This is a genomic window from Ralstonia sp. R-29, from assembly GCF_049913345.1.
In the GTDB taxonomy this organism is placed as follows: Bacteria; Pseudomonadota; Gammaproteobacteria; order Burkholderiales; family Burkholderiaceae; genus Ralstonia.
The window spans coordinates 1,431,755-1,457,664 of sequence record NZ_CP184378.1; the positions used below are offsets into that span (position 1 = coordinate 1,431,755).

General features: G+C 64.6%; 24 protein-coding genes. 19 read left to right on the forward strand and 5 right to left on the reverse strand.

What is annotated here, in order from left to right; genetic code table 11:
* Positions 1-69 precede the first annotated feature (69 nt).
* Positions 70-1,920, forward strand: coding sequence for a phosphogluconate dehydratase (gene edd / locus ACN9M1_RS23615; RefSeq protein ID WP_426399283.1), 1,851 nt, complete (start codon positions 70-72; stop codon positions 1,918-1,920).
* A 49-nt stretch (positions 1,921-1,969) separates the two neighbouring features.
* Here the strand turns inward: edd and ACN9M1_RS23620 are convergent, their stop codons facing one another.
* Together ACN9M1_RS23620 and ACN9M1_RS23625 are read right to left on the reverse strand one after the other, a co-directional pair.
* Positions 1,970-2,677, reverse strand: a complete 708-nt coding sequence (locus tag ACN9M1_RS23620; protein WP_426399284.1) for a YceH family protein — start codon at positions 2,675-2,677, stop codon at positions 1,970-1,972.
* Positions 2,678-2,804: 127 nt separating this feature from the next.
* Positions 2,805-3,260, reverse strand: coding sequence for a universal stress protein (locus tag ACN9M1_RS23625; protein ID WP_426399285.1), 456 nt, complete (start codon positions 3,258-3,260; stop codon positions 2,805-2,807).
* A gap of 131 nt (positions 3,261-3,391) precedes the next feature.
* Between ACN9M1_RS23625 and ACN9M1_RS23630 the strand changes: the two genes are divergently transcribed.
* The 8 genes from ACN9M1_RS23630 (at position 3,392) to ACN9M1_RS23665 (ending at position 10,761) form a co-directional block, all read left to right on the forward strand.
* Positions 3,392-3,859 carry a DUF3293 domain-containing protein gene (locus ACN9M1_RS23630; RefSeq protein WP_426399286.1) on the forward strand — a complete coding sequence of 156 codons (468 nt, stop codon included), beginning with the start codon at positions 3,392-3,394 and terminating at the stop codon, positions 3,857-3,859.
* 81 nt (positions 3,860-3,940) lie between these two features.
* Complete coding sequence (locus ACN9M1_RS23635; protein ID WP_426399287.1) at positions 3,941-4,450, forward strand: hypothetical protein; 510 nt, start codon at positions 3,941-3,943, stop codon at positions 4,448-4,450.
* A gap of 232 nt (positions 4,451-4,682) precedes the next feature.
* Positions 4,683-5,840, forward strand: coding sequence for a c-type cytochrome (locus tag ACN9M1_RS23640; protein ID WP_426399288.1), 1,158 nt, complete (start codon positions 4,683-4,685; stop codon positions 5,838-5,840).
* 12 nt (positions 5,841-5,852) lie between these two features.
* Complete coding sequence (ctaD, locus tag ACN9M1_RS23645) at positions 5,853-7,613, forward strand: cytochrome c oxidase subunit I (protein ID WP_426399290.1); 1,761 nt, start codon at positions 5,853-5,855, stop codon at positions 7,611-7,613.
* Complete coding sequence (locus tag ACN9M1_RS23650) at positions 7,610-8,230, forward strand: cytochrome c oxidase subunit 3 (protein WP_426399291.1); 621 nt, start codon at positions 7,610-7,612, stop codon at positions 8,228-8,230. Before ctaD ends, ACN9M1_RS23650 begins: the two co-directional genes overlap by 4 nt.
* Positions 8,227-8,919, forward strand: a complete 693-nt coding sequence (locus tag ACN9M1_RS23655) for a heme-copper oxidase subunit III family protein (RefSeq protein WP_426399292.1) — start codon at positions 8,227-8,229, stop codon at positions 8,917-8,919. The genes ACN9M1_RS23650 and ACN9M1_RS23655 overlap by 4 nt, the downstream gene beginning before the upstream one ends.
* Positions 8,920-8,927: 8 nt before the next feature.
* Positions 8,928-9,254, forward strand: coding sequence for a cytochrome C oxidase subunit IV family protein (locus ACN9M1_RS23660; RefSeq protein ID WP_426399293.1), 327 nt, complete (start codon positions 8,928-8,930; stop codon positions 9,252-9,254).
* Positions 9,255-9,411: 157 nt separating this feature from the next.
* Positions 9,412-10,761: an MFS transporter gene (locus ACN9M1_RS23665; RefSeq protein WP_426399294.1), complete on the forward strand. Its 1,350-nt coding sequence runs from the start codon at positions 9,412-9,414 to the stop codon at positions 10,759-10,761.
* 90 nt (positions 10,762-10,851) lie between these two features.
* Here ACN9M1_RS23665 and ACN9M1_RS23670 read toward each other — a convergent pair whose 3' ends face one another.
* Entirely contained in the window at positions 10,852-11,754 is a 903-nt protein-coding gene (locus tag ACN9M1_RS23670; protein WP_426399295.1) for a LysR family transcriptional regulator, read from the reverse strand.
* Positions 11,755-11,898: 144 nt separating this feature from the next.
* Between ACN9M1_RS23670 and ACN9M1_RS23675 the strand changes: the two genes are divergently transcribed.
* The 8 genes from ACN9M1_RS23675 to ACN9M1_RS23710 all read left to right on the forward strand — a co-directional run bounded on the left by ACN9M1_RS23675 (position 11,899) and on the right by ACN9M1_RS23710 (position 18,666).
* Positions 11,899-12,885: a 2Fe-2S iron-sulfur cluster-binding protein gene (locus ACN9M1_RS23675; RefSeq protein ID WP_426399296.1), complete on the forward strand. Its 987-nt coding sequence runs from the start codon at positions 11,899-11,901 to the stop codon at positions 12,883-12,885.
* A gap of 34 nt (positions 12,886-12,919) precedes the next feature.
* A complete protein-coding gene (locus tag ACN9M1_RS23680) occupies positions 12,920-14,176 on the forward strand; it encodes an aromatic ring-hydroxylating dioxygenase subunit alpha (RefSeq protein ID WP_426399297.1) in 1,257 nt (418 codons plus the stop codon).
* A 1-nt stretch (position 14,177) separates the two neighbouring features.
* Positions 14,178-14,669 (forward strand): aromatic-ring-hydroxylating dioxygenase subunit beta, encoded by a 492-nt coding sequence (locus tag ACN9M1_RS23685; protein WP_426399298.1) that lies wholly within the window; start codon positions 14,178-14,180, stop codon positions 14,667-14,669.
* Positions 14,670-14,677: 8 nt separating this feature from the next.
* Positions 14,678-15,010: a non-heme iron oxygenase ferredoxin subunit gene (locus ACN9M1_RS23690; protein WP_426399299.1), complete on the forward strand. Its 333-nt coding sequence runs from the start codon at positions 14,678-14,680 to the stop codon at positions 15,008-15,010.
* A 9-nt stretch (positions 15,011-15,019) separates the two neighbouring features.
* A complete protein-coding gene (gene gtdA, locus ACN9M1_RS23695) occupies positions 15,020-16,066 on the forward strand; it encodes a gentisate 1,2-dioxygenase (RefSeq protein WP_426399300.1) in 1,047 nt (348 codons plus the stop codon).
* 86 nt (positions 16,067-16,152) lie between these two features.
* Entirely contained in the window at positions 16,153-16,851 is a 699-nt protein-coding gene (locus tag ACN9M1_RS23700; protein ID WP_426399302.1) for a fumarylacetoacetate hydrolase family protein, read from the forward strand.
* An 11-nt stretch (positions 16,852-16,862) separates the two neighbouring features.
* Positions 16,863-17,504: a maleylacetoacetate isomerase gene (maiA, locus tag ACN9M1_RS23705; RefSeq protein ID WP_426399303.1), complete on the forward strand. Its 642-nt coding sequence runs from the start codon at positions 16,863-16,865 to the stop codon at positions 17,502-17,504.
* 58 nt (positions 17,505-17,562) lie between these two features.
* Positions 17,563-18,666, forward strand: a complete 1,104-nt coding sequence (locus tag ACN9M1_RS23710) for a porin (RefSeq protein ID WP_426399305.1) — start codon at positions 17,563-17,565, stop codon at positions 18,664-18,666.
* Between the two features lie 82 nt (positions 18,667-18,748).
* Here ACN9M1_RS23710 and ACN9M1_RS23715 read toward each other — a convergent pair whose 3' ends face one another.
* Positions 18,749-20,278, reverse strand: coding sequence for a catalase (locus tag ACN9M1_RS23715; RefSeq protein WP_426399306.1), 1,530 nt, complete (start codon positions 20,276-20,278; stop codon positions 18,749-18,751).
* A gap of 134 nt (positions 20,279-20,412) precedes the next feature.
* On the reverse strand, positions 20,413-21,648 hold the full coding sequence (locus ACN9M1_RS23720; RefSeq protein WP_426400717.1) for a cystathionine gamma-synthase family protein: 1,236 nt from the start codon (positions 21,646-21,648) through the stop codon (positions 20,413-20,415).
* 139 nt (positions 21,649-21,787) lie between these two features.
* Here ACN9M1_RS23720 and ACN9M1_RS23725 point away from each other — a divergent pair, with 139 nt between their 5' ends.
* Together ACN9M1_RS23725 and ACN9M1_RS23730 are read left to right on the forward strand one after the other, a co-directional pair.
* Complete coding sequence (locus ACN9M1_RS23725) at positions 21,788-24,802, forward strand: ATP-binding cassette domain-containing protein (protein WP_426399307.1); 3,015 nt, start codon at positions 21,788-21,790, stop codon at positions 24,800-24,802.
* Positions 24,799-25,338 carry a hypothetical protein gene (locus ACN9M1_RS23730; RefSeq protein WP_426399308.1) on the forward strand — a complete coding sequence of 180 codons (540 nt, stop codon included), beginning with the start codon at positions 24,799-24,801 and terminating at the stop codon, positions 25,336-25,338. Before ACN9M1_RS23725 ends, ACN9M1_RS23730 begins: the two co-directional genes overlap by 4 nt.
* Positions 25,339-25,910: the final 572 nt, after the last annotated feature.

Sequence of the window (25,910 nt, forward strand, 5' to 3'; positions counted from 1 at the left end):
CCGGCCCGTTTGTAGGAAAATTACAGGATTCGTCCCACCCGGACGGCCCCCACTTCCAGGAGAACCCGTATGGCCCAGCCCAGCCTGCATCGCGTCGTGGCCGACGTCACCCGCCGCATCATCGACCGCAGCCGCGGCCCCCGTCAGGCCTATCTGGAGGTCACCCGCAAGAACGCCGGCCGCAAGGTCGAGCGCACGCTGCTCTCGTGTACGAACCTCGCGCACGGCTTTGCCGCCATGCCGGGCGAAGCCAAAATCCGCCTGAAAGCGCTGGAGCGGCCGAATATCGGCATTGTCTCGGCGTACAACGACATGCTCTCGGCACACCAGCCGCTGGAGGCATTTCCGGCGTGGATCAAGGAAGCGGCGCTGGAAGCCGGCGGCACGGCCCAGTTTGCGGGCGGCGTACCGGCCATGTGTGATGGCGTGACACAAGGGCAGGACGGGATGGAGCTGTCGCTGTTCTCGCGCGACACGATTGCGCTGTCCACCGCCGTGGCGCTGTCGCACCAGATGTTCGACGCGGCGCTGTACCTGGGCGTGTGCGACAAGATCGTGCCGGGGCTGGTGATCGGCGCGCTGTCGTTCGGCCACCTGCCCGCCGTGTTTGTGCCGGCCGGCCCGATGACCACCGGCATCAGCAATGACGAGAAAGCCCGCACGCGCCAGCTCTACGCCGAGGGCAAACTCTCGCGCGCGGATCTGCTGGAAGCCGAATCCAAGTCGTACCACGGCCCCGGCACCTGCACGTTCTACGGCACGGCCAACTCCAACCAGATGCTGATGGAGATCATGGGCCTGCACCTGCCGGGCACCGCCTTCATCAACCCGGGCACGCCCATGCGCGAGGCACTGACGCGGCAAGCGGCGCACCAGGTGCTCAAGCTCGTCTACAGCGGCGATCAGTACACCCCGATCGCCGACGTGTTGGATGAACGTGCTTTCGTCAACGGCATCGTCGGCCTGCTGGCCACGGGCGGCTCGACCAACCACACGCTGCACCTGATCGCCATGGCGCGTGCGGCGGGCATTCTGCTCACGTGGGACGACTTCAACGATTTGTCCGGCGTGATTCCGCTGCTGGCGCGCGTGTACCCGAACGGCAAGGCCGACGTGAACGAATTCCAGGCGGCGGGCGGTTTGTCGATCGTGATTCGCGAGCTGATCGACGCCGGCCTGCTGCACGACGACGTGACGACGATCATGGGCAAGGGCCTGCGCCGTCATTCGCAAGAGCCCTTCCTGGAAGGCATGGAAGGCAAACAGCGGCTGGTGTGGCGCGATGGGGCCGCTGCCTCGCTCGACACGAACATCGTGCGCGGCGTGGCTGAACCGTTCTCGCCGGACGGCGGCCTGCGCGTGCTGGACGGCAACATCGGGCGCTCGGTCATCAAGGTGTCGGCGGTCAAGCCGGAGCATCGCTTTGTGGAAGCGCCGGCGCGCGTGTTCCTCGCGCAGGATGATCTGATCCACGCCTTCAAGGCGGGTGAACTGGAGCGCGACTTCATTGCCGTGCTGCCGTATCAGGGCCCGGCCGCCAACGGCATGCCTGAGTTGCACAAGCTCACGCCGACGCTGTCGGTGCTGCAAGAGCGCGGCTTCAAGGTCGCGCTGGTGACGGACGGCCGCATGTCGGGCGCATCGGGCAAGGTGCCGGCGGCCATCCACATCACCCCGGAAGCACTCAACGGCGGACCGCTGGCGCGCGTGCGCGATGGCGACATCGTCGTGCTGGATGCCGAAGCGGGCACGCTGCAAGTGCGCGTGCCGGAGGCGGAGTGGAACGCCCGCCAGATCAGCACGCCCGATCTGGCGCACTACCACGCGGGCGTTGGGCGGGATTTGTTCTCGGGCTTCCGCCGCAATGTGTCGGCGGCCGAGGAAGGCGCCTGCACGCTGTTTGTGTCAGCAGGCGCCTAAGCTGACGGCAACGTAGCCGGCCCTTCACTCTTCGTCGGGCCGGTCACCGTTACAGCATCGACGGGTCGATCGAGATGCCGAGCTCACCGGCCATCTGTTCGACCAGCGCCTGAAGCTTGGCCACCTTGTCGGCCAACTGCTTCTGCTCCGCTTTCAACGCTTCGAACTCGGACGGCGCGATGGCTCCGTCGTTGGTGGCACCCTGTTGCACATCGGTCTGGGCCACTTCACCGCACAGCAGGTGCATCCAGCGGCTTTCGCGCTCGCCTGGGGCGCGCTGCAGCTTCACAACGTAAGGCGGCTCATTCTCGGCCAGCTCTTCCAGAAACGCCTCGACGGACGAGATGTCGGCAAACGCATGAAACCGCGCGGCGTTCAGGCGCAGCTCAGCGGCCGTCTGCGGCCCACGCAGCAGCAGCGTGGTGAGCAACGCAATGGATTGGCTCGGCACACCCAGCACGCGGTTCATGTTGTGCTCGAAACGCGGCACGCGGCTGCTGCTGCCTTCCATGACCAGACTCAGCGATTTCAGCCCGTCGATGGCGGTCAGGATCTCGGCTTCGGTCACGCTCATCACCGGCGCGCGGGCGGTCTTCTGGTTGCAGCCGGCGGCCAGCGCGTTGAGCGTGAGTGGATAGGTATCGGGCACCGTGTGCTGCTTCTCGACCAGGACGCCGAGCACGCGGCCTTCCAGGGCTGTGAGGGTGCGGATGGCGCGGGTAGCTGGGCGCGACGGCACGTCCGGATTGATATTCATAGGAGATGGCGACGGATACGTTTGGGGCAAACCGAGCCGCGAGCCTGTCAGGCCGCGACCCGTGATCCCAACATGATATCCGTCACGCGCAGGCACGAGCCTCGGCCTGCGCGGCAGCAACACAGGCTCAGTCCTTGGCCGGACCGCGCACCAACAGCACCGGTGTCGTGGCCTGGCGGATGAATTTTTCCGCCACGCTCCCCAGCATCGCATGCGCCAATCCGCGGCGGCCATGCGTGCCGATCACCACCACATCGGCGCCCCACTTGGCGGCATCGCGCTGCAGGGCGCCAGCCACGTCTTCGCCGATGCCTTCGGTTTCCACCAGGGCGGTTTCCTGCGGCACGCCATCCTTGGCCAGGTTGTCTTCAATTTCGCCCAGCAGGGCCGTGCCGGCCTGGATGAACGATTTGCGCAGCTCGGTCGGGTCGTAATAGCCGACATCGAACAGCATGGCCGGGCTGTCGACGATATACACGGCGCGCACGGTGCTCTGGAATGCCTTGGCCAGGCGCACAGCTTCAGCCAGGGCCAGCTTGCTGGTTGCGCTACCGTCCACAGCGACCAGGATTTTCTTGTACATGGTTCAGCCTCGCAGGAGAGGGGTTGTCGGAAGACTGCTGCGGCAAACGGGGCCGCATGCAACTATTCTGTGACATCCCTTGCCCCTTTGCGTTGCGCCAAATCAGATGGCTGCGACCATGCGACGCAACAATGCTCCGTCATCCGCCCGCCCTCACGCCTGACCTGATTGCCGCTTACCGCAGCGCGCGGTATCGCGTGGACACACCCGAAGGTGACGTGCTGCTGCACCTGGATGCCATCAACCCATGCGTGGCGGCGCTGCTGGCGCAAGCCGATGCACCGTGGGCGGCATTCGTGACGGCGTATCAGCCGTTTTCGCGATCCGTGTCGGCGGAAGACAACGCCGCACGCCAGGCGGAACTGCTCGCCTGGGCCATCGCGCGCGGCCTGCCGTGGCTGCCCGGCGAGGGTGGCCCACCCGACGACGCCCCTGCCGGCACAGTCGATGCGTGGGCGCCCGAGCCGAGCCTGCTGCTGTTCATCGACGATGCGGCCATTGCCGATACGCTCATGCAGACCTTCGAGCAGAACGCCGTGGTGCTGTGCGACGCGCAGGGTTTTTGCACCTTGCGTTGGCACCCGTATCTGCCATTCTGAATTTCATACGGCACGCACTTGCGCGCAAAGTGGCGCGTGCGATTCATAAGTGCTGGCGTTGATACACCGTAGGAGGTTCGTATGGAACTGCATATGCAATCGCACCACTGGGAGCGCCGCATGCCCGACTGGCTGGCGGCCAGCGTCGCCGGCTTGGTGGGCGGCGCACTGGTCATCGTGCTGGAGTTCTTCTGGTCGACCATGGTGCTGAATGAAAGCCCGTGGCGCCCGACGCACAAGATCGCGGCCATGGTGATGGGCCAGGGGGCACTTGAACAAATGTCGCTGTTCAGCTTCAGCATCGTTGGCACGGCACTGGTGCTGCACTTTGTGCTGGGCTCGCTCATGGGGATGATCCTGGGCGCGATCATCGCGCCATTCCACTTTGACTCGAGCGTCGGCATGCTCGCCGCCATCGGGGCGGCCTTCGGGATCGTGGCGTACGTGGTCAACTTCTACGGCATGACGGCGGTGTTCCCGTGGTTTGCCTCGGAGCGCGGCTCCGGGCCGCTACTGGCCAACCTGCTGTTTGGCGTGGTGGCGGCCATCGTCTACGGCATGTTGGAGCGGCGCACAGAGCCGATGCACTGACGCGCCGGTTTTTTCCTGCGACGCCGCAACGTGAGCGGTGCCGCTCGGGACGGCTGCCTCCGGCAACCCATGTCGGAGGCAGCCGTTTTCGCATTGCAGCGCAGCATGCAGACGGCGCACCGGCGCGATCCGCATACGGGGTGTGCCTCCTCCTTACGTTGCCTTGCACGATGCGAGTGCGCGACCTAGCCTAGCTTTAGCGTGTTGAGGAAGCATCCTCTGCGGAGGCGCCATGGCTCTTGCGATTGCGCTCGTCCTGATCGTCGTGCTGGCGGTGGGGTTTCACTTTGTCAGCCCGTGGTGGATCACGCCAATCGCATCCAACTGGGTGCGCATGGACGACACGCTGACGATCACCATCGTCATCACCGGCGTGCTGTTTGTCGCCATCAACCTCTTCGTCGTTGCCGCGCTGCTGCGCTACCGCCATCGCGATGGCACGCCCGGCCAGCGCGCCGCCTACGAGCCCCACAACAAGCGCCTGGAATGGTGGCTGATCGGCATCACCACCGTGGGCGTAGCTGCGCTGCTGGCGCCTGGCCTCTTCGTCTATGCCGATTACGTGCGCCCGCCGCCCAACGCGCTGCAGATGGAAGTGCTCGGCCAGCAGTGGCAATGGCGCTTTCGCTTTGCCGGCCCCGGCGGCAAGCTGGGCACGACCGACGTGCAGTACATGAGCAACGACAACCCGTTCGGCATGAACCCGGCCGACCCGAACGGGCGTGACAACTACCTGATCGAAACGCCCGAGCTGCACCTGCCGCTCAACCGCCCGATCCAGGTGCTAGCGCGCTCGCGCGATGTTCTGCACGACTTTTATGTGCCGCCGTTCCGCGCGCGGATGAACATGGTGCCGGGCATGATCACCACGTTCTGGTTCACGCCTACCAAAGTGGGGCGTTACGACATTCTGTGCGCGCAGCTTTGCGGCGTGGGGCACTCCAACATGCGCGGCGTGGTGGTGGTGGAAGACGAAGCATCGTTCGCCCGCTGGCTCGCACAGCAGACCACCTTTGAGCAGCGCCAGAAAGCGAAGGTGCAGGCAACGCCTGCCGCGGCGGGTGGCAGCGCTCAGGGCTTGGCTGACCAGGGCAAGGCGCTCGCGCAAGCCAAGGGATGCGTCGCGTGCCACAGCGTCGACGGCAACCCCGGTGTCGGCCCCACCTGGAAGGGCCTCTACGGCAAGACCGAAACCATGGCCGACGGCAGCACCGCGCACGTCGACGAGGCCTACCTGCGCGCGTTCATCCGCGACCCAAAAGCGCGCGTGGTCAAAGGCTTCGCGCCGATCATGCCGAACTTTGATCTGAGCGAGCAGGAGCTGTCGGCGCTGGTGGCGTACATCAAGGCGCAAGGTGGTGATGCTGCGGCAACCACTGCGAAACCGTAGCCAGGAGGAACGATGTCCTACGGTCAGAACGATCACGAACATGGTCCCCAGAGCTTCTGGACGCGCTACGTCTGGAGCCAGGACCACAAGGTCATCGCGGTGCAGTACTCGCTCACGGCCATCGCCATCGGGCTGGTGGGCCTCGTGCTGTCGAATCTGATGCGGCTGCAGTTGGGCTTTCCGGGCAAGTTCGCCTTCATCGACGCCAACCACTACTACCAGTTCGTCACCATGCACGGGATGATCATGGTGATCTACCTGCTCACGGCGCTGTTCCTCGGTGGCTTCGGCAACTACCTGATCCCACTGATGCTGGGCGCGCGCGACATGGTGTTTCCGTTCCTGAACATGCTCAGCTACTGGGTCTATCTGGTGGCCGTGCTGGTGCTGGTGGCGAGCTTCTTCGTGCCAGGCGGACCGACCGGTGCGGGCTGGACGCTATACCCGCCGCAGGCGATTCTGCCGGGCACACCAGGCACCGACTGGGGCATCGTGCTGATGCTGGTGTCGCTGGCGATCTTCATCGTCGCGGCCACGATGGGCGGGCTGAACTACGTGACGACCACGCTGCAGGCGCGCACACGCGGCATGACGCTCATGCGCATGCCGCTCACGGTGTGGGGCATCTTCACAGCGACCATCCTGGCGCTGCTGGCGTTTCCGGCGCTGTTCGTGTCGGCCATCATGATGCTGCTCGACAAGACGCTGGGCACAAGCTTCTTCATCCCGGCCGTGGTATCGATGGGGCAAACGCTCAAGCATGCCGGCGGCAGCCCGTTGCTGTTCCAGCATCTGTTCTGGTTCTTCGGGCACCCGGAGGTCTACATCGTCGCGCTGCCCGCGTTCGGCATCGTGTCAGACCTCATCAGCACGCACGCGCGCAAGAACATCTTCGGCTATCGGATGATGGTGTGGGCCATCTTGATCATCGGCGTGCTGTCGTTCGTGGTGTGGGCGCACCATATGTTCGTGGCGGGCATGAACCCATACTTCGGCTTCTTCTTTGCCACCACCACGCTCATCATCGCCATCCCGACCGCGCTCAAGGTCTACAACTGGGTGCTCACGCTGTGGCGTGGCGACATCCACCTGACCGTACCGATGCTGTTTGCCATCGGCTTCATCAGCACGTTCGTGATCGGTGGATTGACGGGGCTCTTCCTCGGCAACGTGAGCGTGGATATTCCGCTCTCCAACACGTACTTCGTGGTCGCGCACTTCCACATGGTGATGGGCGTGTCGCCGATCCTGGTGGTCTTCGGCGGCATCTACCACTGGTACCCCAAGGTGACGGGCCGCATGCTGAACGACACGCTGGGCCGCGCGCATTTCTGGATCACCTTCATCGGCACCTACCTGATCTACTTTCCGATGCACTACCTGGGCGTGTTGGGCATGCCGCGCCGGTATTACGCGTATGAGGGCTACAGCTTCATCCCGCCGTCTGCGCAGACGCTGAACACCTTCATCACCGTCGTCGCCATCATCGTTGGCGTGGCGCAGTTGCTGTTCCTCGTCAACCTGGCGTGGAGCCTGGTGCGCGGCAGACAGGCCGGCGGCAACCCGTGGCGCGCCACCACGCTGGAATGGCAGACCCCGCAGACGCCACCCGTGCACGGCAACTGGGGGCCGACGCTGCCGGTGGTGTATCGCTGGGCGTATGAGTACAGCCCGCCCGATCGCACGGAAGACTTCGTGCCGCAGAACGAGCCACCATCTAGCACGCCCGAAACAGAGGCTGACATCCTCCACGCTGGCGAGGTGCGCGCATGACGACCCTGCCCCGCCATTTCGTTCCCGATGCATCGCCAGTTCTGCCAAGCGCGGAACGCATGGGTTTGCGCGTCTTCATGGCCGTGGTGACGGCGTTGTTCTCACTGCTGATCCTCGCCTATGCGATGCGCATGCGTGAAGCGGATTGGATGCCGGTGCCCCATCCCATGCTGCTGTGGTGGAACACCGGCGTGCTGGCGCTCGCCAGTGCGGCGATGGAGGTTGCGCGACGGGCACGCATGCACCACGCCACACGCCGCACCATCTGGCTGCTGGCGGGCGGCGCGCTCGCTGCGCTGTTCGTCTTCGGCCAATGGATGGCATGGCAGCAGTTATCCGCCAGCGGACAAGGCGTGGCGATCAACCCGTCCAATAGCTTTCTCTATGTGTTCACCGGCCTGCACGCGGCACACGTGATCGGTGGTCTCATCGTGCTGGCGGTGACGATCGCGCGCCTACGCAGCGATCCTGAGCGCGCCCATCGCGCTGCCACGCTGTGCGCGACGTACTGGCACTTCCTGCTCGCTGTGTGGCTCGTGTTGCTGGCTGCGATGTGGTGGATCACGCCCGCGTTTGTCGCCGCGATCTGCGGGCCGTTGTATGGAGCCACGCCATGAGCAATCCCACGCTCCCGACCGATTCCGCAGAGCCCCTACCGGAGGGCTGGCCCGGCATCATCAACGACTGGTCGGCCGACCGCGAAGCCTTCAAGGTGTCGTGGGGCAAGGCCATGATGTGGATCTTCCTGCTGTCGGACACCTTCGTCTTCAGCAGCTTCCTGATCGGCTACATGTCGGTGCGCATGTCGACCACGGTGCCGTGGCCCGATCCGTCCAAGGTGTTCGGCCTGTCGGTGGGCGGTGTGGAAGTGCCGCTCCTGCTGATCGCCATCATGACGTTCGTGCTCATCAGCAGCAGCGGCACGATGGCCATGGCGGTCAACTTCGGCTACCGGCGCGATGCCAAGCGGGCAGCGCTGCTCATGCTGGCCACCGCCGTCCTGGGTGCGGCATTCGTGTCGATGCAGGCGTTTGAATGGACCAAGCTGATCGTGCACGAGGGCATCCGCCCGTGGGGCAACCCACTGGGCGCCGCGCAATTTGGCGCGTGCTTTTTCATGATCACGGGCTTCCACGGCTTTCACGTGACCTGCGGCGTGATCTACCTGCTGGTGATCGCACGCAAGATCCTGCAGCCGGGCTTTGCCGAGCACGGCAACTTCCAGATCGTGGAGATCGCGGGCCTGTACTGGCACTTTGTGGATCTCGTCTGGGTGTTCATCTTTGCGCTGTTCTATTTGTGGTGAGGCATGCCATGGACCACACAGAACCGTCCGCCCATGGGCAAACGCACCCCATCGGCGTCTATCTGAAGATCTGGGGGCTGCTGTTCGTGCTCTCTACGATGTCGTATCTGGTGGATTATTTCCACGTGCAGGGGCTGATGCGCTGGACGCTGATCATCGTGTTCATGATCGCCAAGGCTGGGCTGATCGTGTCCGTGTTCATGCACATGATGTGGGAACGGCTCGCGCTGGTGTACGCCATTTTGATGCCGCCCCTGGCCCTGCTGGTGCTGATGGTGTTGATGGCTGCGGAGGCAAACCACACCTTCGGCATGCGCACTCTGTTCTTCCACTGAGCCTGCGTCGGCCGTCGCCTGCCCGGGCAAGCTCGGCCCGGACGCCCCTTTCCGCCCAATATCAATCTGGTGAATGTTCCGCATTCACCAGCCGGCTGGCGTGTCTCCTCGGTGCCCGCTACCTTCGGCGCACACATACAAAGAAAGAGGAGACACCATGCTGCCCCACCCTCCCACCATCGACCTGCGCGCGTGGCTCGACCGGCAACGGTTTTCCGCCTTCCAATGGCGCGTGGTCGCGCTGTGCTTTTTTATCGTCGCCATCGACGGGTTCGACACGGCCTGCGTCGGCTTCATTGCGCCGGCGCTTGTGCAGGACTGGCACGTCACCCCGGGGGTGCTGGGCACCGTCTTCAGTGCCGGTCTGGCAGGGTTGATGGTCGGAGCGCTGGCCTTTGGTCCGTTGGCGGACCGCATTGGGCGCAAGCGCACACTGTTGATCACGGTGGCGGCTTTTGGCATTGCCACCGTGGCATCGGCATTTGCTCCGAATGTCAGCGCGCTGATCGTTCTGCGGTTCCTGACAGGCCTCGGCTTGGGTGGCGCCATGCCCAACGCCATCGCGCTGACTTCCGAATACTGCCCGGAGCGCCGCCGCTCCTTCCTCACCACGGTGATGTTCTGCGGCTTCACGCTGGGTTCCGGTTTTGGTGGCATTGTTGCCGCGCAACTGGTGCCGGACTTCGGCTGGCGCAGCGTGCTGCTGTTTGGCGGCGTCGTACCACTGGTGCTGGTGCCCTTGATGGCGCTCGCGTTGCCGGAGTCGGTGCGCTATCTGGTATCCCGTGGCGCAGACAACGCCGTCGTTGGCAGGTTGCTCAACCGCATCGCGCCGCTGGACATCACGCCCGATACCCACTTCGCACTGCATGAAACGCAGGTCAAGGGCTCGCCGGTTCGGCAGCTCTTCCTGCCGGCCTTCCGCACCGGCACGCTGCTGCTATGGGCCGTTTTCTTCATGAGCCTGCTGATCGTCTACCTGCTGACGAACTGGCTGCCCACGCTGATCCACTCCGGCGGTGTATCGCTGGCGCTTGCGTCGCGCATTGCGGTGATGTACCAGGTGGGCGGCACTATCGGCGCACTCATCATCGGGCGGCTGATGGATCGCTACCCGGCGACGATCGTGCTGTGCTGCACATACGGCCTGGGCGCGGTGTTCCTCGCTCTGACCGGCGTGACGCAGGGCGCGATGCTGGCCTTTGCCGTCACCGGTGTTGGCTTCTGCATCAGCGGATCGCAGATTGGGGCGAATGCGTTTGCGGCGCAGTTCTACCCGACTGCCAGCCGCGTTACCGGCATCAGTTGGGCCCTCGGTGTTGGGCGTCTGGGCTCGGTATGCGGTGCGCTGGTGGGCGGTGTGCTGCTGACGGCCAACATCGGCTTCCAGTTGCTGTTTCTCATTGTTGCCGTGCCGGCCGCTGTTGCGTCGCTCGCCATCTTCCTGTGCGGCAGGCAAGCCGCGCGTGTCGAGCCCGGCGATGCCCTGGCGGTGGCCTCAGAGTGAACAGCGTCGTGATCCCATCAAAATAAGAATCCGGGCGCGCCAACCAGCGTGCCCTTTCTGCACACCACAGACCGCACGGGCGGAACCCGCCTAGATCGCGAACATCTCGAACAACAACTGCCGCAGCCATTGATTGGCCGGCTCGCGATGATTGCGCCCGTGCCATAGCACATTGATGGTGATGTCCGGAATCTTGGCCGGGCAAGGCGCCGTCGCCAGATCAAACGGCTTGAGCGTCCGCGTGGCGTAGGCCTCCGGCACCACGGCAATCATGTCGGTCGACTGCAGGATGTGCCCCAGTGCCACGAAGTGCGGCACGCGCAGGCTGACGCGTCGCGGCAACCCCGCCCGCAGGATCGTTGAATCAACCATGCCGTGGCCGGTGCCCTCCGCGACGATCGACACGTGCTCGGCTTCCAGGAAACTCTTCATCGTCATGCCGTTCTTGGCGAGCGGATGATTTTTGCGGAAGAGGCACACATAGCGCTGCTTGAACAGCCTGCGCTGGAAAAACCCCGCCTTCAGGTCCGGCAGAAAGCCGATCGCTAGGTCAACCCGGCCGGCTTCCATCTCGTCGCGCAGCGTATCGGCGTGGTTGCGCACGGTGCTGATCGTCACACGGGGCGCTTCCTTTGCAAGCCGCTGCATCAGCGTCGGCAGAAAGTAGATCTCGCCGATGTCCGTCATCGCAATGGTGAAAGCGCGCGTGCTGGTGTGTGGATCGAACTTGCTGGTGGCGTTGAGCGAGTTGTAGATCGCCCCCAGCGCATAGGCGATCGGCTCGGCCAACGTTTCAGCAAACGGCGTCGGCACCATGCCCTTGGATGTGCGGATGAACAACTCGTCTCCGAACAGCTTGCGCATGCGGTTCAACGCATTGCTGATGGCCGGCTGCGAGATGCCCAGCGTTTCCGCCACTGCCGACACGCGCCGCTGCCGAAGCAGTTCATTGAAGACGACCAGCAGGTTGAGGTCGATGTCTTGCAGTTCCACCGCGTGTCTCCTCTCGTTTTTTATCGCGCTGTGCGTTATCACTGCGAGTGATATGACACATCAGGGTCCTTCTATTTATGTATGTCGTCAAGCGGGCCATGATGCTTCCACACAGAAAAACGACCAGCCCGGAGACACGACATCATGGATGTCACGCTTACCCCACTGCAGCGCATCGTCAGCGCGCGCTCGGGCGATAACCTGCTCGACGTCCTCCGCACCAACGACGTGCCCATCTCGTACAGCTGCATGGCCGGCCGCTGCGGTACGTGCCGCTGCCGCGTTGTGGCCGGCAATGTGGCCGTCACCGGTGGCGCGGACATGAACAGCCCCTCGGCATCGGGCCAGATCGTGTTGGCTTGCCAGACCACCTTGGTGGAAGACTGTGCGATCGAACTGCCGGAAGTGGATGAAGTGGTGGTGCACCCCGCCAAGATCATCAAGTCGAAGGTCGCGTCCATCGACGACATGACCCACGACATCAAGCGCATCCGGCTCGACCTCGCCAAGCCGCTTGACTACTCGCCAGGGCAGTACGCCACGCTGCAGTTCACGCCCAAGCATGTGCGGCCGTATTCGATGGCGGTGGCCAACGAGGGGCAGATGCTGGAGTTCCATGTGCGCGTGGTGCCGGATGGCCGGGTGACTTCGTACATCGCCAACGCACTCAAGGTGGGCGATGACGTGCGCGTGAGTGGCCCGTTGGGTACGGCATACCTGCGCCGGCGCAATGCGGATCCGATCCTCTGCGTGGCCGGTGGCACGGGGCTCGCGCCCATCCTGTCCATCCTGCGCGGCATAGCTGATGCGGGCATGACGAACCCGGTGCACGTGTACTTCGGCGTGCGCTCACCCGCAGATGTGTACGGCACGCAGTGGCTCGATGCGCTGCGCGAACGCCTGCCGAACCTGCATACGCACGTGGTCATCGCCACCTCCAACACGGACCGCCGCTACCGCTCGGGCGTCGTCACGGATGCTGTGGCGAGCGACTGGTCGAGCCTCGACGGCTGGCGCGCTTACCTGGCCGGCGCACCCGTCATGGTGGACGCCGCCAGCCTGCTCCTGCGCCAACGCGGCGTGCTGCCCGAACACATCTACGCGGATGCCTTCTACGCCGTAGGCGTCTGAAGGCGCCACGCACTACAAGCCCCGGAGACACCTCATGAAAGCGTCACCCCTCACGTTTTCCAGACCCCTCTGGAAAGACGATGGCTCAAGCCGGATTCCCTTCGGCGCCTATACCGATGACGAGATCCACCAGCGCGAACTGGAACGCCTGTTCTACAACGGCCACTGGTGCTATGTCGGCCTGGAAGCGGAGATTCCCAACGCGGGCGATTTCAAACGCACGGTGGTTGGCGAACGCTCGGTCATCGTCACGCGCACGCCGGATGGCTCCATCGCCGTGGTGGAGAACGTCTGCGCACACCGTGGCGTGCGCTTCTGCCGTGAAAAGTCCGGCAACCGCAAAGACTTCACCTGCCCCTATCACCAGTGGAACTACGACCTGAAGGGGAACCTGATCGGCGTGCCGTTCCGCCGCGGCGTCAAGTCCGATGGCAAGGTGCAAGGCGGCATGCCGACCGATTTCGATCCGAAGGAGCACGGCCTCACGCAGCTCAACGTGGCGGTGCGCAACGGCGTGATCTTTGCGTCGTTCGACCACACGCTGCCGTCGCTGGAAGACTTTCTCGGGTCGACCATCCTCGGCTATTTCGACCGCGTGTTTGACGGCCGCAAGCTGAAGATTCTCGGCTACAACAAGCAACGCATTCCGGGCAACTGGAAGCTCATGCAGGAGAACATCAAAGACCCGTACCACCCCGGCTTGCTGCATACGTGGTTCGTCACGTTCGGGCTCTGGCGCGCGGACAACAAGTCTGAGCTGAAGATGGATGCGCAGCACCGCCACGCCGCAATGATCTCCACGCGCGGCACCGGCGGCAAAGGCGCAGTCACCTCCGGCGTCACGAGCTTCAAAGAGAAGATGACGCTGCACGACGACCGCTTTCTCGATGTTGTGCAAGAGCCGTGGTGGGGCGGCCCGACCGCGGTGATGATGACCGTCTTTCCGAGCGTGATCATCCAGCAGCAGGTCAACTCGGTTTCCACGCGGCATATCCAGCCGAATGGGCATGGCTCGTTCGATTTCGTATGGACGCACTTCGGCTTTGAAGACGACACCGAAGCGATGACGCAGCGCCGCCTGCGCCAGGCCAACCTGTTCGGGCCGGCTGGCTTCGTGTCGGCGGACGACGGTGAAGTCATCGAGTTTTCACAGGAAGGCTTCGAGCAGAAGCCCGGCCACCGCACCGTGGCTGAACTGGGCGGCCGCGACGTGGGCGACACCGATCACATGGTCACGGAAACGCTCATCCGCGGCATGTACGAATACTGGCGCAAGGTGATGGAGATCTGACATGGCCGACGCAACCAACGCACTCGATTTCTCCACCTACCAGCAAGTGCTGGCGCTCTACACCCGCTACGCCAGCGCCGTGGACAACGCCGAGTGGGAACAATGGACCGACCTGTTCGTGGACGACTGCACCTACAAGGTCCAACCGCGCGAGAACTACGAACGCGGCTTTCCGCTCGCCACGCTTGCGTTCGAGAGCAAAGGCATGCTGAAGGACCGCATCTACGGCATCACCGAGACGATCTTCCACGACCCGTACTACCAGCGCCACGTGGTCGGCGTGCCTGAAGTGACGTACGCGGATGCCGGCCGCATTGAGGCGCAGGCCAACTACGCCGTGTTCCGCACCAAGCCCGACGAGTTGTCGACGGTATTCAACGTCGGCCGCTACATCGACACCATCGTCCGCACCGAGGCGGGGCTCAAGCTCAAATCACGCACGTGCGTGTTCGACAGCGAAATGATCCCCAACTCGATCATCTATCCGATCTGAGGTTTTCCATGACCACCACCTCGACCACCACCGCAACCACTTGGCTCAAGCTCATCCCTGTTGACGACTTGCCGGACGACGACGTGATTGCAGTCAGTGCCGGCGATGCGGAGATCGCCGTGTACCGCGTTGATGGCGAGGTCTTCGCCACCGACAACGTGTGCACGCACGGTCATGCGCGCCTGTGCGATGGTTTTCTCGACGGCTACGAGATCGAATGTCCGCTGCACCAGGGCAAGTTCGACGTGCGCTCGGGCAAGGCCATGTGCGAACCGCTCACGACTGACGTACGCACATTCCCGACCAGGATCGAAGACGGCCACGTCTTTGTCGAGCTGTAAGGAGCCATCATGACTTCGACCACGCTGCAAACGGAGCGCGGTGCGTACTACGCGCAGCTCGATGGCAAGCAGTTGGCCCCGCTGTGGGAATCGCTGCACGCCCTGGTGCCGCGCGAACCCAAGCCACGCATCGTGCCGGCCATCTGGAAGTACGACGACATCCGCCCGCTGGTCATGCAAGCCGGCGCCATCATCAGCGCGGAAGAAGCCGTGCGGCGCGTGCTGATCCTGGAGAATCCCGGGCTGCCGGGCAAGGCCAGCATCACGTCCACGCTGTACGCGGGGCTGCAGCTGATCCTGCCGGGCGAGATCGCGCCCAGCCACCGGCACACGCAATCGGCGCTGCGCTTCATCGTCGAAGGGCGCGGCGCGTGGACGGCGGTCAACGGCGAACGCACCACCATGCATCCCGGCGATTTCATCATCACACCGTCGTGGACATGGCACGACCACGGTTGCCCCACCGTTGACGAAGGCGGTGAGCCGGTCGTGTGGCTGGATGGCCTCGACATTCCGCTGGTGCAACAGTTCGATTGCGGCTTTGCCGAGAACTACCCCAAGGCGCAGCAGCCGGTGATGCGCCCCGAAGGCGACAGCTACGCACGCTTCGGCCACAACATGGTGCCGGTGCGCCACCGCGTGACGGACCCCACATCGCCCATCTTCAGCTACCCATATGAGCGCTCGCTCGAAGCGCTCGACAAGCTCTACCGCCACGGCGACCTGGACCCGTGGGATGGCATCAAGCTGCGCTACGTCAACCCGGCCACCGGCGGCTGGCCGATGCCCACCATCGCCACCTTCATGCAGTTCCTGCCGAAGGGCTTTGCCGGCAAGACGTACCGCAGCACCGACGCCACCGTCTACAGCGTGGTGGAAGGCTGCGGCACGGCGCGCATTGGTGATGCGCAATTCGCCTTCGAGCCACGCGACGTGTTCGTTGCACCGTCATGGGCCCCCGTGCAGCTCAACGCATCGGAAGACGCGGTGCTGTTCAGCTATTCCGACCGGCCCGTGCTGGCTGCACTCAACCTGCTGCGCGAAGCGCGCACCTGATACGCCTCGCATCCGTTGCCATTGCGGCGTGCCAAAACGGCACGACTGCTGGCCCCGCTCACCCTCTCGACCTGACAGAACCCACCATGACCTACGTCTTCACGCCCCCCGCCCTCACCACCGTGCCCGTTGCCGGCAGCAGTGAACAGTTTGCCGTGCGCCGCGTCTACTGCGTCGGCCGCAACTACGCCGCCCATGCGCGCGAAATGGGCTTCGACCCCGACCGAGAGCCGCCGTTCTTCTTCTGCAAGCCCGCCGATGCGATCGTGCCGGTGGCCGATGGGCAAACGCTCGAGCTGGCCTATCCGTCGCAAACGCAGAATTACCACTACGAAGCCGAACTGGTGGCGGTGATCGGCAAATCCGGCGCCGACATCCCTGTCGACAACGCCCTCGACCACGTCTGGGGCTATGCCGTCGGCCTCGACATGACCCGCCGTGATCTGCAAATGAAGATGCGCGAGATGGGCCGGCCATGGGAGATCGGCAAGGCGTTCGATGCGTCCGCGCCGATGGGGCCCATCCACCCGGCCAGCAAGATCGGGCACCCGCAGCAAGCCGGCATCTGGTTGACCGTGAACGGCGAGACCAAGCAGCGCAGCGACGTGTCGCATCTGATCTGGTCGGTGGCGGAAACGGTGGCCTACCTCTCGCAGTTCTTCCGCCTGGAGCCGGGCGACGTGATCTTTACCGGCACGCCGGAGGGTGTGGGCGCCGTGAAGCCGGGCGACCGCATTGTCACCGGCATTGACGGGCTGGGCGAGCTGAAGGCTTGCATCGTCTAAGCGGGCGCGCCATGCAGCTCTACAGCTTCTTCAACAGTTCGACGTCGTATCGCGTGCGCATTGCGCTGGCGCTCAAGGGGCTGCCGTATGACACGTTGCCAGTGAACATTCGCACCGGTGAGCACCGTGCGGCGGGTTATGTGGAGAACATCAATCCGTCAGCAGGCGTGCCGGCACTCATTGACGGTGAGATGCAGCTGAGCCAATCGCTCGCGATCATCGATTACCTCGATGCGCGCCACCCGGAGCCCCGGCTGATTCCCGCAGAGCCGACTCAACGCGCACGCGTGCTGGAGTTGGCCAGCGCCATCGCGTGCGACATCCACCCCGTCAACAACCTGCGTGTGCTGCGCTATCTGCAAGACGTACTGAAGGCAACGCCCGAGCAGAAAGACGCCTGGTATCGACACTGGATCGATGAAGGCATGGCAATGGTGGAACGCCTGCTCACGCGCTACGGCACCGGGCCTTGGTGCTTTGGTGATGCGCCCACGTTGGCCGATGTCGCCCTGGTGCCGCAGGTTGCCAATGCGCTGCGCATGGGCTGCGCGCTGGAACGGTACGAGCGCGCGATGGCCGTCTACCAACATGCCATAGAACATCCGGCCTTCAAGGCAGCCGCCCCGGCACAACAGCCAGATTTCACCGCTTGAACCACCGCCTGATGCACGTCACGCATCCCACGCAAAAAACCATGTCGGAGGAGACATCATGAACCTGCGCCCACTGGCGTTCCCCCTGCTGCTGGCAGCACCCGCGCTTGCTGCCGCACAATCTGCCGCACCATCCGTCACGCTGTATGGCGTGATCGACACCGGCGTCGAATACGTCAACCACATTGGCGCAGCGGGCAGTAGTGTCGTTCGCATGCCCAACCTGAGTGGCACCGTGCCCTCACGCTGGGGCCTGCGCGGCACGGAGGACCTGGGCGGCGGCGCCAAGGCGCTGTTCACATTGGAATCGGGCTTTGCACCCGACAGCGGCACGAGCAACCAGGGCGGCCGCCTGTTTGGCCGGCAGGCGTGGGTGGGCCTGTCCAACAACTGGGGGCAGATCAGCCTCGGCCGCCAGTACACGATGCTGTTCTGGGCCACGCTCGATACCGATCTGCTCGGCCCCAATGCCTACGGCTCCAGCTCGCTCGACACCTACCTGCCCAATGCCCGCGCCGACAACGCCATCGCTTACAAGGGCAAGTTCGGCGGCGTCACGGTCGGCGCCACGTACAGCTTTGGCCGCGACGCCGTCAACGCCGGCCCCAGCCCCTCCGGCACCAACTGCGCCGGCGAAAACCCCGCAGACACGCGCGCCTGCCGCGAGTGGTCGGCCATGCTGATGTACGAAACCGGCAAGTGGGGCGTGTCGGCCGCATATGACTCCCAGCGCGGCGGGCCCGGTGCATTTGCCGGCCTGACGTCGAGCGCGCTCAAGGACGATCGCCTCGCCGTCGGCGGCTACGCACTGTTCGATCGTGCAAAGGTCGGCCTGGGCTGGATCGGCCGCCGCAATGGCGCATCGGCCGCACCACGTAGCGATCTCTTCTATGCCGGCGTGGCATATGACGTGACGCCTGCGCTCACCCTCACCGGCGAGGCCTTCCATCTGCGCTTCCACGACAGCCCGAACAAAGCATGGCTGGGCGCTGTACGCGCAAGCTACGCGTTCAGCAAGCGCTCGTCGGTGTATGCCACGGTGGGCTACATCAGCAACGGCGGCAACCTGGCGCTCTCGGTCGACAGTGCTGCCACCGGCGCAGCGCCTGCGGCCGGCGGCAATCAGTTCGGCACGATGGTCGGCATCAAGCATGTGTTCTGAAACGTGAACATGCCAATAAAAAACCCGCTGTACCTCTGCGGTACAGCGGGCAAACCACGTCGCGGTCGGGAATCGGGATTGATCAGTCCTGCAGCTTCGCAGCCAGCGCTTGCACGCGTGCCGGGTCGGCCTTCACAGCCTGCGCAATCGCACGGCCATAGTTGGCGTCCGCCTTCTGGAAGTACGACAGCATCGTGTACTTCACGCCGTCATCCTTCACCTGCCCCAGGTCGCCCGCCAGGTTGCTCACCAGATTGGCCTGCTCCTGGGCTGACAGCGAACGATAGAAATCCCCCGCCTGCTTGAAGTTCTGCGTGCGGGCAATGCGCTGTTGCTGCGTGCTGCCCGCCAGCGGCAGATGGCTGTACTTGGCGCTGGCTTCGGCAGCTACGTCGGCGCGTTCGCTCGGTTCGTAGTTCACGTCACCCTTCTTGGCGCCGGGGTTCATGCTGCCGTCCTGGTTGTAGTTGACGGCGGCCGTGCGCGGACGGTTCACCGGCAATTGCAAGCCGTTCGTGCCTACGCGGTGGAGCTGCGTATCGGCATACGAAAAGATGCGGCCTTGCAGCAGGCGGTCTTCCGAAGGCTCGATGCCCGGCACCAGGTTGGACGGTGCCAGCGCGGCCTGCTCGGTTTCCAGGAAGACGTTGGTCGGGTTCTTGTTCAGCGTCATCGTGCCGATCTTCGTTTCCGGCACGTCCGGCCAGATCTTGGTGGCGTCCAGCGGATCAAAGTCGAACTTGGCGAGCTGCTGCGGCGTCAGCACCTGGATGTACAGGTCCCACTTCGGATAGTTGCCCTGGTTGATGTTGGCAATCAGGTCCTGCGTCATGTGGTTGAAGTTCTTGCCCTGCATGGCTTCCGCTTCCTTCGCGGTCAGCGTCTTCTGGCCCTGCAGGCTCTTCCAGTGGAACTTCACGTAGTGGATCTCGCCCTTCGCGTTGACGAACTTGTAGGCGTGCACGCTGTTGCCGTCCATCTCGCGGTAGCTGGTGGGCGTGCCGTAGTCGCTGTACACGCGCGTGAGCATGTGCGTGGCTTCGGGCTGGTGCGAGAAGAAATCGAAGAAGCGGTTCGGGTCTTGGATGTTGGTGTCAGGCGCCGGCTTGAGCGAGTGCACCATGTCCGGAAACTTGATCGCATCGCGGATGAAGAACACCGGCAGGTTGTTGCCGACCAGGTCCCAATTGCCTTCGCGCGTGTAGAACTTGGTCCCGAAACCGCGCGGATCACGCAGCGTTTCCGGCGAATGGTTGCCGTGGATAACGCTGGAGAAGCGCACGAACACCGGCGTTTCTTCGCCGGGCGTGAAAACCTTGGCGCGGGTCAGGTCGGAAATATCCTTGCTGGCAACAAACACGCCGTAAGCGCCGGTGCCGCGTGCGTGCACGACACGCTCGGGAATGCGCTCGCGGTCAAAGCGTTGCAGCTTCTGGATGAGCTGCACGTCTTGCAGCAGCACCGGGCCGTTGGGGCCGGCCGTTTGCGAGTTCTGGTTATCGCCAACCGGCGCACCGTTGTCGCGCGTGAGCGTGGCGGCGCCGGCGTGCAACGCGGTGAACGCGGCAAGCGCCATCACCGACAACCGCAAGGAACGGGAAGAAAACGACATGACGGGGGTCTCCAAGTAAAACGGTCAATTGAGCCGCTACCTTAGTGACCCCGCCATCCGAGGGGAATTTGATTATTTAAATCCCCGTGATAGTCGCTTCAAATAAGATCAGATAAATCTGATTTAAATCTTATTTAGTTGAGAATTGTTGAGTTGAGCGCCTGCGTGAAATCTGCCAGCAGGTCAGCTTCGTCTTCAATGCCCACAGACACGCGCACCAGCGAGTCCGCAATACCCATCGATGCGCGACGCTCGGCGCCCATTTCCCAGTAGATGGTCGGCGCGACAGGAATCACCAGCGTGCGCGTGTCGCCCAGGTGCGTGGCGCGTACGGCGTAGCGCAGGTGGTTGAGCATGTCGACGTAGTCGGCGCCTTCCACCAGCTCGAAGCTGAGCAGGCCGCCGTAGTGGCGGAACAGCTCGGTCGCACGGGCGTGCTCCGGGTGCTCGGGCAGACCGGGGTAATACACGCGCGCGACCTTCGGGTGCGCAGCCAGCGTGCGCGCCAGGGCCAGCGCGTTGCTGCACGTGCGGTCTACACGCAGCGCCATGGTTTCAGCGCCCACGGCAATACGGTGCGCGGCATCGGCAATCAAGGTTGCACCCTGATCGCGCAGGCCCTTCTTGCGGATCTGCTGGATGCCCTGCATTTCCGGCTTGGCCTTCCGATACGCCGGGAAGATGTTCGGATACGCCGCCCAATCGAACAGCCCCGTATCCACCACCGCGCCGCCCAGCGCGTTGCCGTGCCCGCCGATGTATTTCGACAGCGAATGCACCACCAGGCTCGCTTGCGCATCGCGCCCGCGGAACAGCCACGGCGAGGTCATCGTGCTGTCGATCACGTAGATCAGCCCACGCGCCTGGCAGATGTCGCCGATGCCCTTGAGGTCGGCCACCTGCGTGCGCGGGTTGGCAATGGTTTCCACAAAGACGAGGCGCGTATTCGGCTGCACCGCGTCGGCCACGGCCTGCGCGGAAGTCGCGTCGACGAACGTCACCTCCACGCCCATACAGCGCAGCGTTTCGAACACGCTGTTGGTGTTGCCGAACAGGAAGGCGCTGGACACCACGTGGTCGCCCGCGCGCAGCAGCGTCGAGAACACCGACACGATGGCCGCCATGCCGGTGGCGAAACAGGCGGTGGCCAGGCCGTCTTCCATCATCGTGATCTTGGCTTCCAGCGCGGCCGTGGTCGGGTTGCCCTGGCGCGCGTAGGTGTAGCCGGGCTTGCCCTGGAACACCTCGATCAGCTCTTGCGTGCTGGTGTAGCCGTACGTGGTGGACGTGTGCAGCGGCTTGTGGACGGCGTAGTGCTCGACGCCGGCTTCGCGGTCGGCGTGCAGGAGGGCGGTGGTCAGTCCGGTCATGGCGGGGCGGGAAGTCGGAAAGCGGGGAAAGTTGGACATTATCGCGCGATTCCGGGGCCACCTCGGCGTTTGGCCGGGCCGGCGTGGAACATGCCTTGCGTCGCACACCGCGTTGGAAGACTGCCAGGACCCTCGCCTAGTGACGAACGCATCGCCTCCTCCGCAACCGGGCGCCAGCCTGCAGCAGCGCATCTTTGGGGCGCTGTGGCGGGCCATCTGGCGCTACCGCCGCCGCGTGCTGGGTGCCGTGGCGCTACTGGTGCTGGCCAAGCTGTGCGCGGTGGGCGTGCCCATTGTGCTCAAGTGGATCGTCGATGGCTTTGGCGATGCGGCCAGGGTGCGCGTGTTTCCGGCCTTCCTGCTGCTGGCCTACGCAGTGCTGCGCTTTGGCGGCACGCTGTTCGGCGAGTTGCGCGACATGGTGTTCTCGCGCGTGTCGCAGCCCACCGTGGCCGCTTTCATGGCGCAAGCGTTCGAGCACCTGCACCAGCTCGGGCCGCGCTTTCATGCCAGCCGGCAGACCGGCGGGCTGATCCGCGATGTGGAGCGCGGCACCACCGGTATCGAATTCCTGCTGGGCGTGGCGCTCTTCACCATCCTGCCGACCATGGTGGAGATCGGCTCCGTGCTCGTCATCATGATGAGCCGCTACAGCGGGTGGTACCTCGTCACCATCGCGCTGACGTTTGCTGCCTACTGCACCGCCACCGTGCTGCTCACGCGCCGGCGCGTGCGCCTGCAGCGGCAGATGAACGAGTTCGACTCCATCGCCGGCAGCCGGCTGCTCGACAGCATGCTCAACCACGAAGCCGTGAAGGTGTACACCAGCGAGCGCTTCGAAGCCCGCCGCTACCGCGACATCCTGCGCAAGCGCATCGACACGGCCGTGGCCAACCAGCGCGCGTTGTCGTTGCTGCACGTGTCGCAAAGCGGCGTGATTGCGGGTGGGGTGGCCACCGTCATGCTGTTGGCCGGCCAGGACGTGACGCGTGGCGTGCTCACCGTGGGCGACCTCGTACTGATCAACGCATACATCATCCAGGTGTGCCTGCCGCTCAACGCGCTGGGCTTTATGTTCCGCGAGGCCAAGGACGCGGCCATCAATGCCGAGCGGCTGTTCCATCTGCTCGAACAGCAGCCCGAAGTTGCGGATCTGCCCCATGGCGCACCGCTGCGCGTAACGCAGGGCGAGGTGCAGTTCGACCATGTGGAATTCGGCTACGAGACCACGCGTCCGATCCTGCATGACCTGTCGCTGCACATTCCCGCTGGGCACACGGTGGCGGTGGTGGGTGGCAGCGGTTCGGGCAAATCCACGCTGGCGCGGCTGCTGCTGCGCTTCTACGACCCATGGGCGGGGCGCGTGTCCATCGACGGTCAGGACCTGCGCGTGGTGACGCAAGACAGTGTGCGCCGGGCCATCGGCATCGTCCCGCAAGACACCATCCTCTTCAACGACACCATTGCCTACAACATCGCCTACGGGCGCGAAGGCGCGACGATGACCGAGGTGATGGATGCCGCGCGCGCGGCCTATGTGCACGACTTCATTGCCGCGCTGCCCGAGGGCTACCAGACCATGGTGGGCGAACGCGGGCTCAAGCTCTCCGGCGGCGAAAAGCAGCGCATTGCCATTGCGCGGGCGCTGCTGAAGAACCCGTCGATCCTGATCTTCGACGAGGCGACCTCAGCGTTGGACACGCGCTCCGAGCGTGCCATCCAGCGCGAACTGGATCGGCTGTCAGCGCACCGCACCACGCTGGTGATTGCGCATCGGCTTTCCACCGTGGTGGATGCACACGAGATCGTCGTGCTGGAGAAAGGCCGCATTGTCGAGCGCGGCCGTCACATCGATCTGCTGGCCGCGGGCGGCGTGTATGCACAGCTCTGGACGCTGCAGCGTCAACAGTCCGATCTGGAACAAGCGCAGCACCGGCTCGCGCAACAGCCGATCAACCTGGTGGCGCTGGTGGTGAGCGTGCTCGATGGGCTGCGTGAAGCCATCGAGGCGCGGCGCATTACCGTGTACTCGGTCATCCGGTCGGAAACGCCCAGCATCACTGGAGACCCGAGCCGCCTGCAAGGCATCGTGGGCGACGTGCTGAGCCATGCCGTGCTGGGCAGCCACCCCGGCAGCCGCATCGAGATCGTGCTGGAGCGCGTGGAAGGCATGGCGCAACTGCGTGTGACGGACACGATCGCTACCCCCGCCCTGGGCGATGCTGCCATTCCAACCGCCTCGCGCGCGGTGGACGAGGCTGAAGCGGACACCGTGCTCTCCACCGTTGGCCCGGCCGCAGCAGCGCCCCCGCCCGTACCGTTCGACATGCTCGACCCGGTGGAACCCGTGACCGCGTTGCGCCAAGAGCCACGGCCGTTCGACACCACAACTGCGGACGAGCGCGACACGGTGCCCAACCCAACGCCCACGCTCGACCCCCTGTGGATCCGCTCCGTGGTGGAGCAGCACGGCGGGCGCTTTGCCGTCGTGCCCCTGGCGCATGGCGGCGGCACCACCTACGTGATGGATTTCCCCATCCGCGCCGTGGCGCCGTTGCCTGCGCCACTCACCGCGCCCACGGCTTCCACCGGTTCCTCCGCGTCCAGCACTACCGACGCCGCCACGCCGTCGCATGCGCCCGAACCGGCGGGCACGCCGCTGCCCTCCACCGATGCGCTGTCCGGTGTGCATGTGCTCATCGTCGATGACCAGGAGGACGCGCGCGACATCCTGCAATTGCTGCTGGAAGACTACGGCGCCACCGTCACCGCATACGGCGCTGCCAAACCTGCCTTGGCAGCCTTGCGTGCAGCACCCACGCAATCCTGGCCCGATGTGCTGCTCTCCGACATTGCGCTCGGCGACGACGAAGACGGCTACACCCTGCTGCGCGAAGTGCGCGAACTCGAAACGCAGCGCGACACGCCGCTCGATGCGCGTCTGCCCGCGGTTGCGCTGTCCGGCTACGCGCGCCCCGAAGACCGCACGCGTGCGCTGCTGGCCGGGTTCCAGTTGCACCTGGCCAAGCCGACAGAGCGCGGCGAACTCATCACCGCCATCCTGAGCGTCCTCCATGCACACCATGCCCGGCGGGCACCCGCCCATGTATCGCACGCACCCGAATCCCCTCACTCTGCACAGGAATCTCCATGAGCATGCTGGCCGATTTCGATCCGTCTTCTCCTGACACCGCCGACACGCAGCGCACCACCTCCCACTTTGCCGGTGCCGACGCCGCACGCCGCGCCGTGGAAATGGCATTGCCGCTCATCACCCAGGCCATGAAGCGCCCGCAGGAGGTGGGCGACAGCGGCTTCCTGCACATCGTGGTGATGGACCCCGCACGCTCGCCGGGCGATAGCACCTTCGACGACGCGGTGCTCTACGAACACTCGGTGGGCGACCGCGCGCTCTGGGATGCGGACTACGCCGCATACGCCCGCGCCAAGGCCCGCCTGGCCTGGCAGCACGGCATGAGCACGCACGCACTGCAGGCGCTGCGCCCGCACGTGCTGCGCGCCGGCGACACCAACCTGTGGGGCAGCGCCGTGCTCGACGGCATTGTGGTCGGAGTCAGCGGTGCGCTGCCGTTCTATGACGAAGCCTTCGCGCATGTGGTGGCGGCATGCCTGCGCGCCATCGCCAAACAAGCAGCCGCCGGCACAGCGGGCACGCTGCGGCTCGGTTGAGGCCAGCCGATCAATAGCAGTAGCTCGCAGCAGACGATGGGCGTGATGCCGTCGCCGCTGCGTTTCTCCTGATTCCCCACGTAAGAATTACGCGAGCCGCCTGCGCCCCGCCCCGTGGCACGCCAGCGCACGCGGTGACACGGTAGCCACGGGCACACACCGCACCCGCTCGCGCGCCGCCCATACACCTTGCCGTAAACGCTTGTCCGGACAAGCGAGAAACACTTCTGCCCCGCGCCTCCCAACGCCGCCCGCAATGCCCCGCCACACAAGGTTGCGCGCGGTGGCACGCCGGCTGCTGAGGACGCTCGCACGTGGCGTAGGGTCTGTTGACGTCTAAACGCCCGCCCGTTGACCCGAGCAGGGGCCAGATGCGCGAAGGACGCCGCAGCAAAGGGTCATTCCCTTTGCAAGGCGTGCCGACAAAGCAGATGGCCCCTGATCGGGTCAACCCGAAGGGCAAGGAGCAGAAAGGCCGCATGGCGGTGTTGCGGCCGGCTTGCTTAGCTGGCTAAGCGGCGCCGTCCACGCCTAGCCCTGCGGCCTTTCTGGTCCTTGCGGGCGGGCGTTTA

Coding starts and splice junctions, on each gene's coding strand:
- ACN9M1_RS23715 (WP_426399306.1), bottom strand. CDS start 20,278: ATGTCGTTTTCTTCCCGTTCCTTGCGGTTGTCGGTGATGGCGCTTGCC.
- ACN9M1_RS23640 (WP_426399288.1), top strand. CDS start 4,683: ATGGCTCTTGCGATTGCGCTCGTCCTGATCGTCGTGCTGGCGGTGGGG.
- ACN9M1_RS23630 (WP_426399286.1), top strand. CDS start 3,392: ATGCTCCGTCATCCGCCCGCCCTCACGCCTGACCTGATTGCCGCTTAC.
- gtdA (WP_426399300.1), top strand. CDS start 15,020: ATGACTTCGACCACGCTGCAAACGGAGCGCGGTGCGTACTACGCGCAG.
- ACN9M1_RS23690 (WP_426399299.1), top strand. CDS start 14,678: ATGACCACCACCTCGACCACCACCGCAACCACTTGGCTCAAGCTCATC.
- ctaD (WP_426399290.1), top strand. CDS start 5,853: ATGTCCTACGGTCAGAACGATCACGAACATGGTCCCCAGAGCTTCTGG.
- ACN9M1_RS23720 (WP_426400717.1), bottom strand. CDS start 21,648: ATGACCGGACTGACCACCGCCCTCCTGCACGCCGACCGCGAAGCCGGC.
- ACN9M1_RS23660 (WP_426399293.1), top strand. CDS start 8,928: ATGGACCACACAGAACCGTCCGCCCATGGGCAAACGCACCCCATCGGC.
- ACN9M1_RS23635 (WP_426399287.1), top strand. CDS start 3,941: ATGGAACTGCATATGCAATCGCACCACTGGGAGCGCCGCATGCCCGAC.
- ACN9M1_RS23620 (WP_426399284.1), bottom strand. CDS start 2,677: ATGAATATCAATCCGGACGTGCCGTCGCGCCCAGCTACCCGCGCCATC.
- maiA (WP_426399303.1), top strand. CDS start 16,863: ATGCAGCTCTACAGCTTCTTCAACAGTTCGACGTCGTATCGCGTGCGC.
- ACN9M1_RS23655 (WP_426399292.1), top strand. CDS start 8,227: ATGAGCAATCCCACGCTCCCGACCGATTCCGCAGAGCCCCTACCGGAG.
- ACN9M1_RS23685 (WP_426399298.1), top strand. CDS start 14,178: ATGGCCGACGCAACCAACGCACTCGATTTCTCCACCTACCAGCAAGTG.
- ACN9M1_RS23650 (WP_426399291.1), top strand. CDS start 7,610: ATGACGACCCTGCCCCGCCATTTCGTTCCCGATGCATCGCCAGTTCTG.
- ACN9M1_RS23625 (WP_426399285.1), bottom strand. CDS start 3,260: ATGTACAAGAAAATCCTGGTCGCTGTGGACGGTAGCGCAACCAGCAAG.
- ACN9M1_RS23675 (WP_426399296.1), top strand. CDS start 11,899: ATGGATGTCACGCTTACCCCACTGCAGCGCATCGTCAGCGCGCGCTCG.
- ACN9M1_RS23710 (WP_426399305.1), top strand. CDS start 17,563: ATGAACCTGCGCCCACTGGCGTTCCCCCTGCTGCTGGCAGCACCCGCG.
- ACN9M1_RS23665 (WP_426399294.1), top strand. CDS start 9,412: ATGCTGCCCCACCCTCCCACCATCGACCTGCGCGCGTGGCTCGACCGG.
- ACN9M1_RS23730 (WP_426399308.1), top strand. CDS start 24,799: ATGAGCATGCTGGCCGATTTCGATCCGTCTTCTCCTGACACCGCCGAC.
- ACN9M1_RS23680 (WP_426399297.1), top strand. CDS start 12,920: ATGAAAGCGTCACCCCTCACGTTTTCCAGACCCCTCTGGAAAGACGAT.
- edd (WP_426399283.1), top strand. CDS start 70: ATGGCCCAGCCCAGCCTGCATCGCGTCGTGGCCGACGTCACCCGCCGC.
- ACN9M1_RS23700 (WP_426399302.1), top strand. CDS start 16,153: ATGACCTACGTCTTCACGCCCCCCGCCCTCACCACCGTGCCCGTTGCC.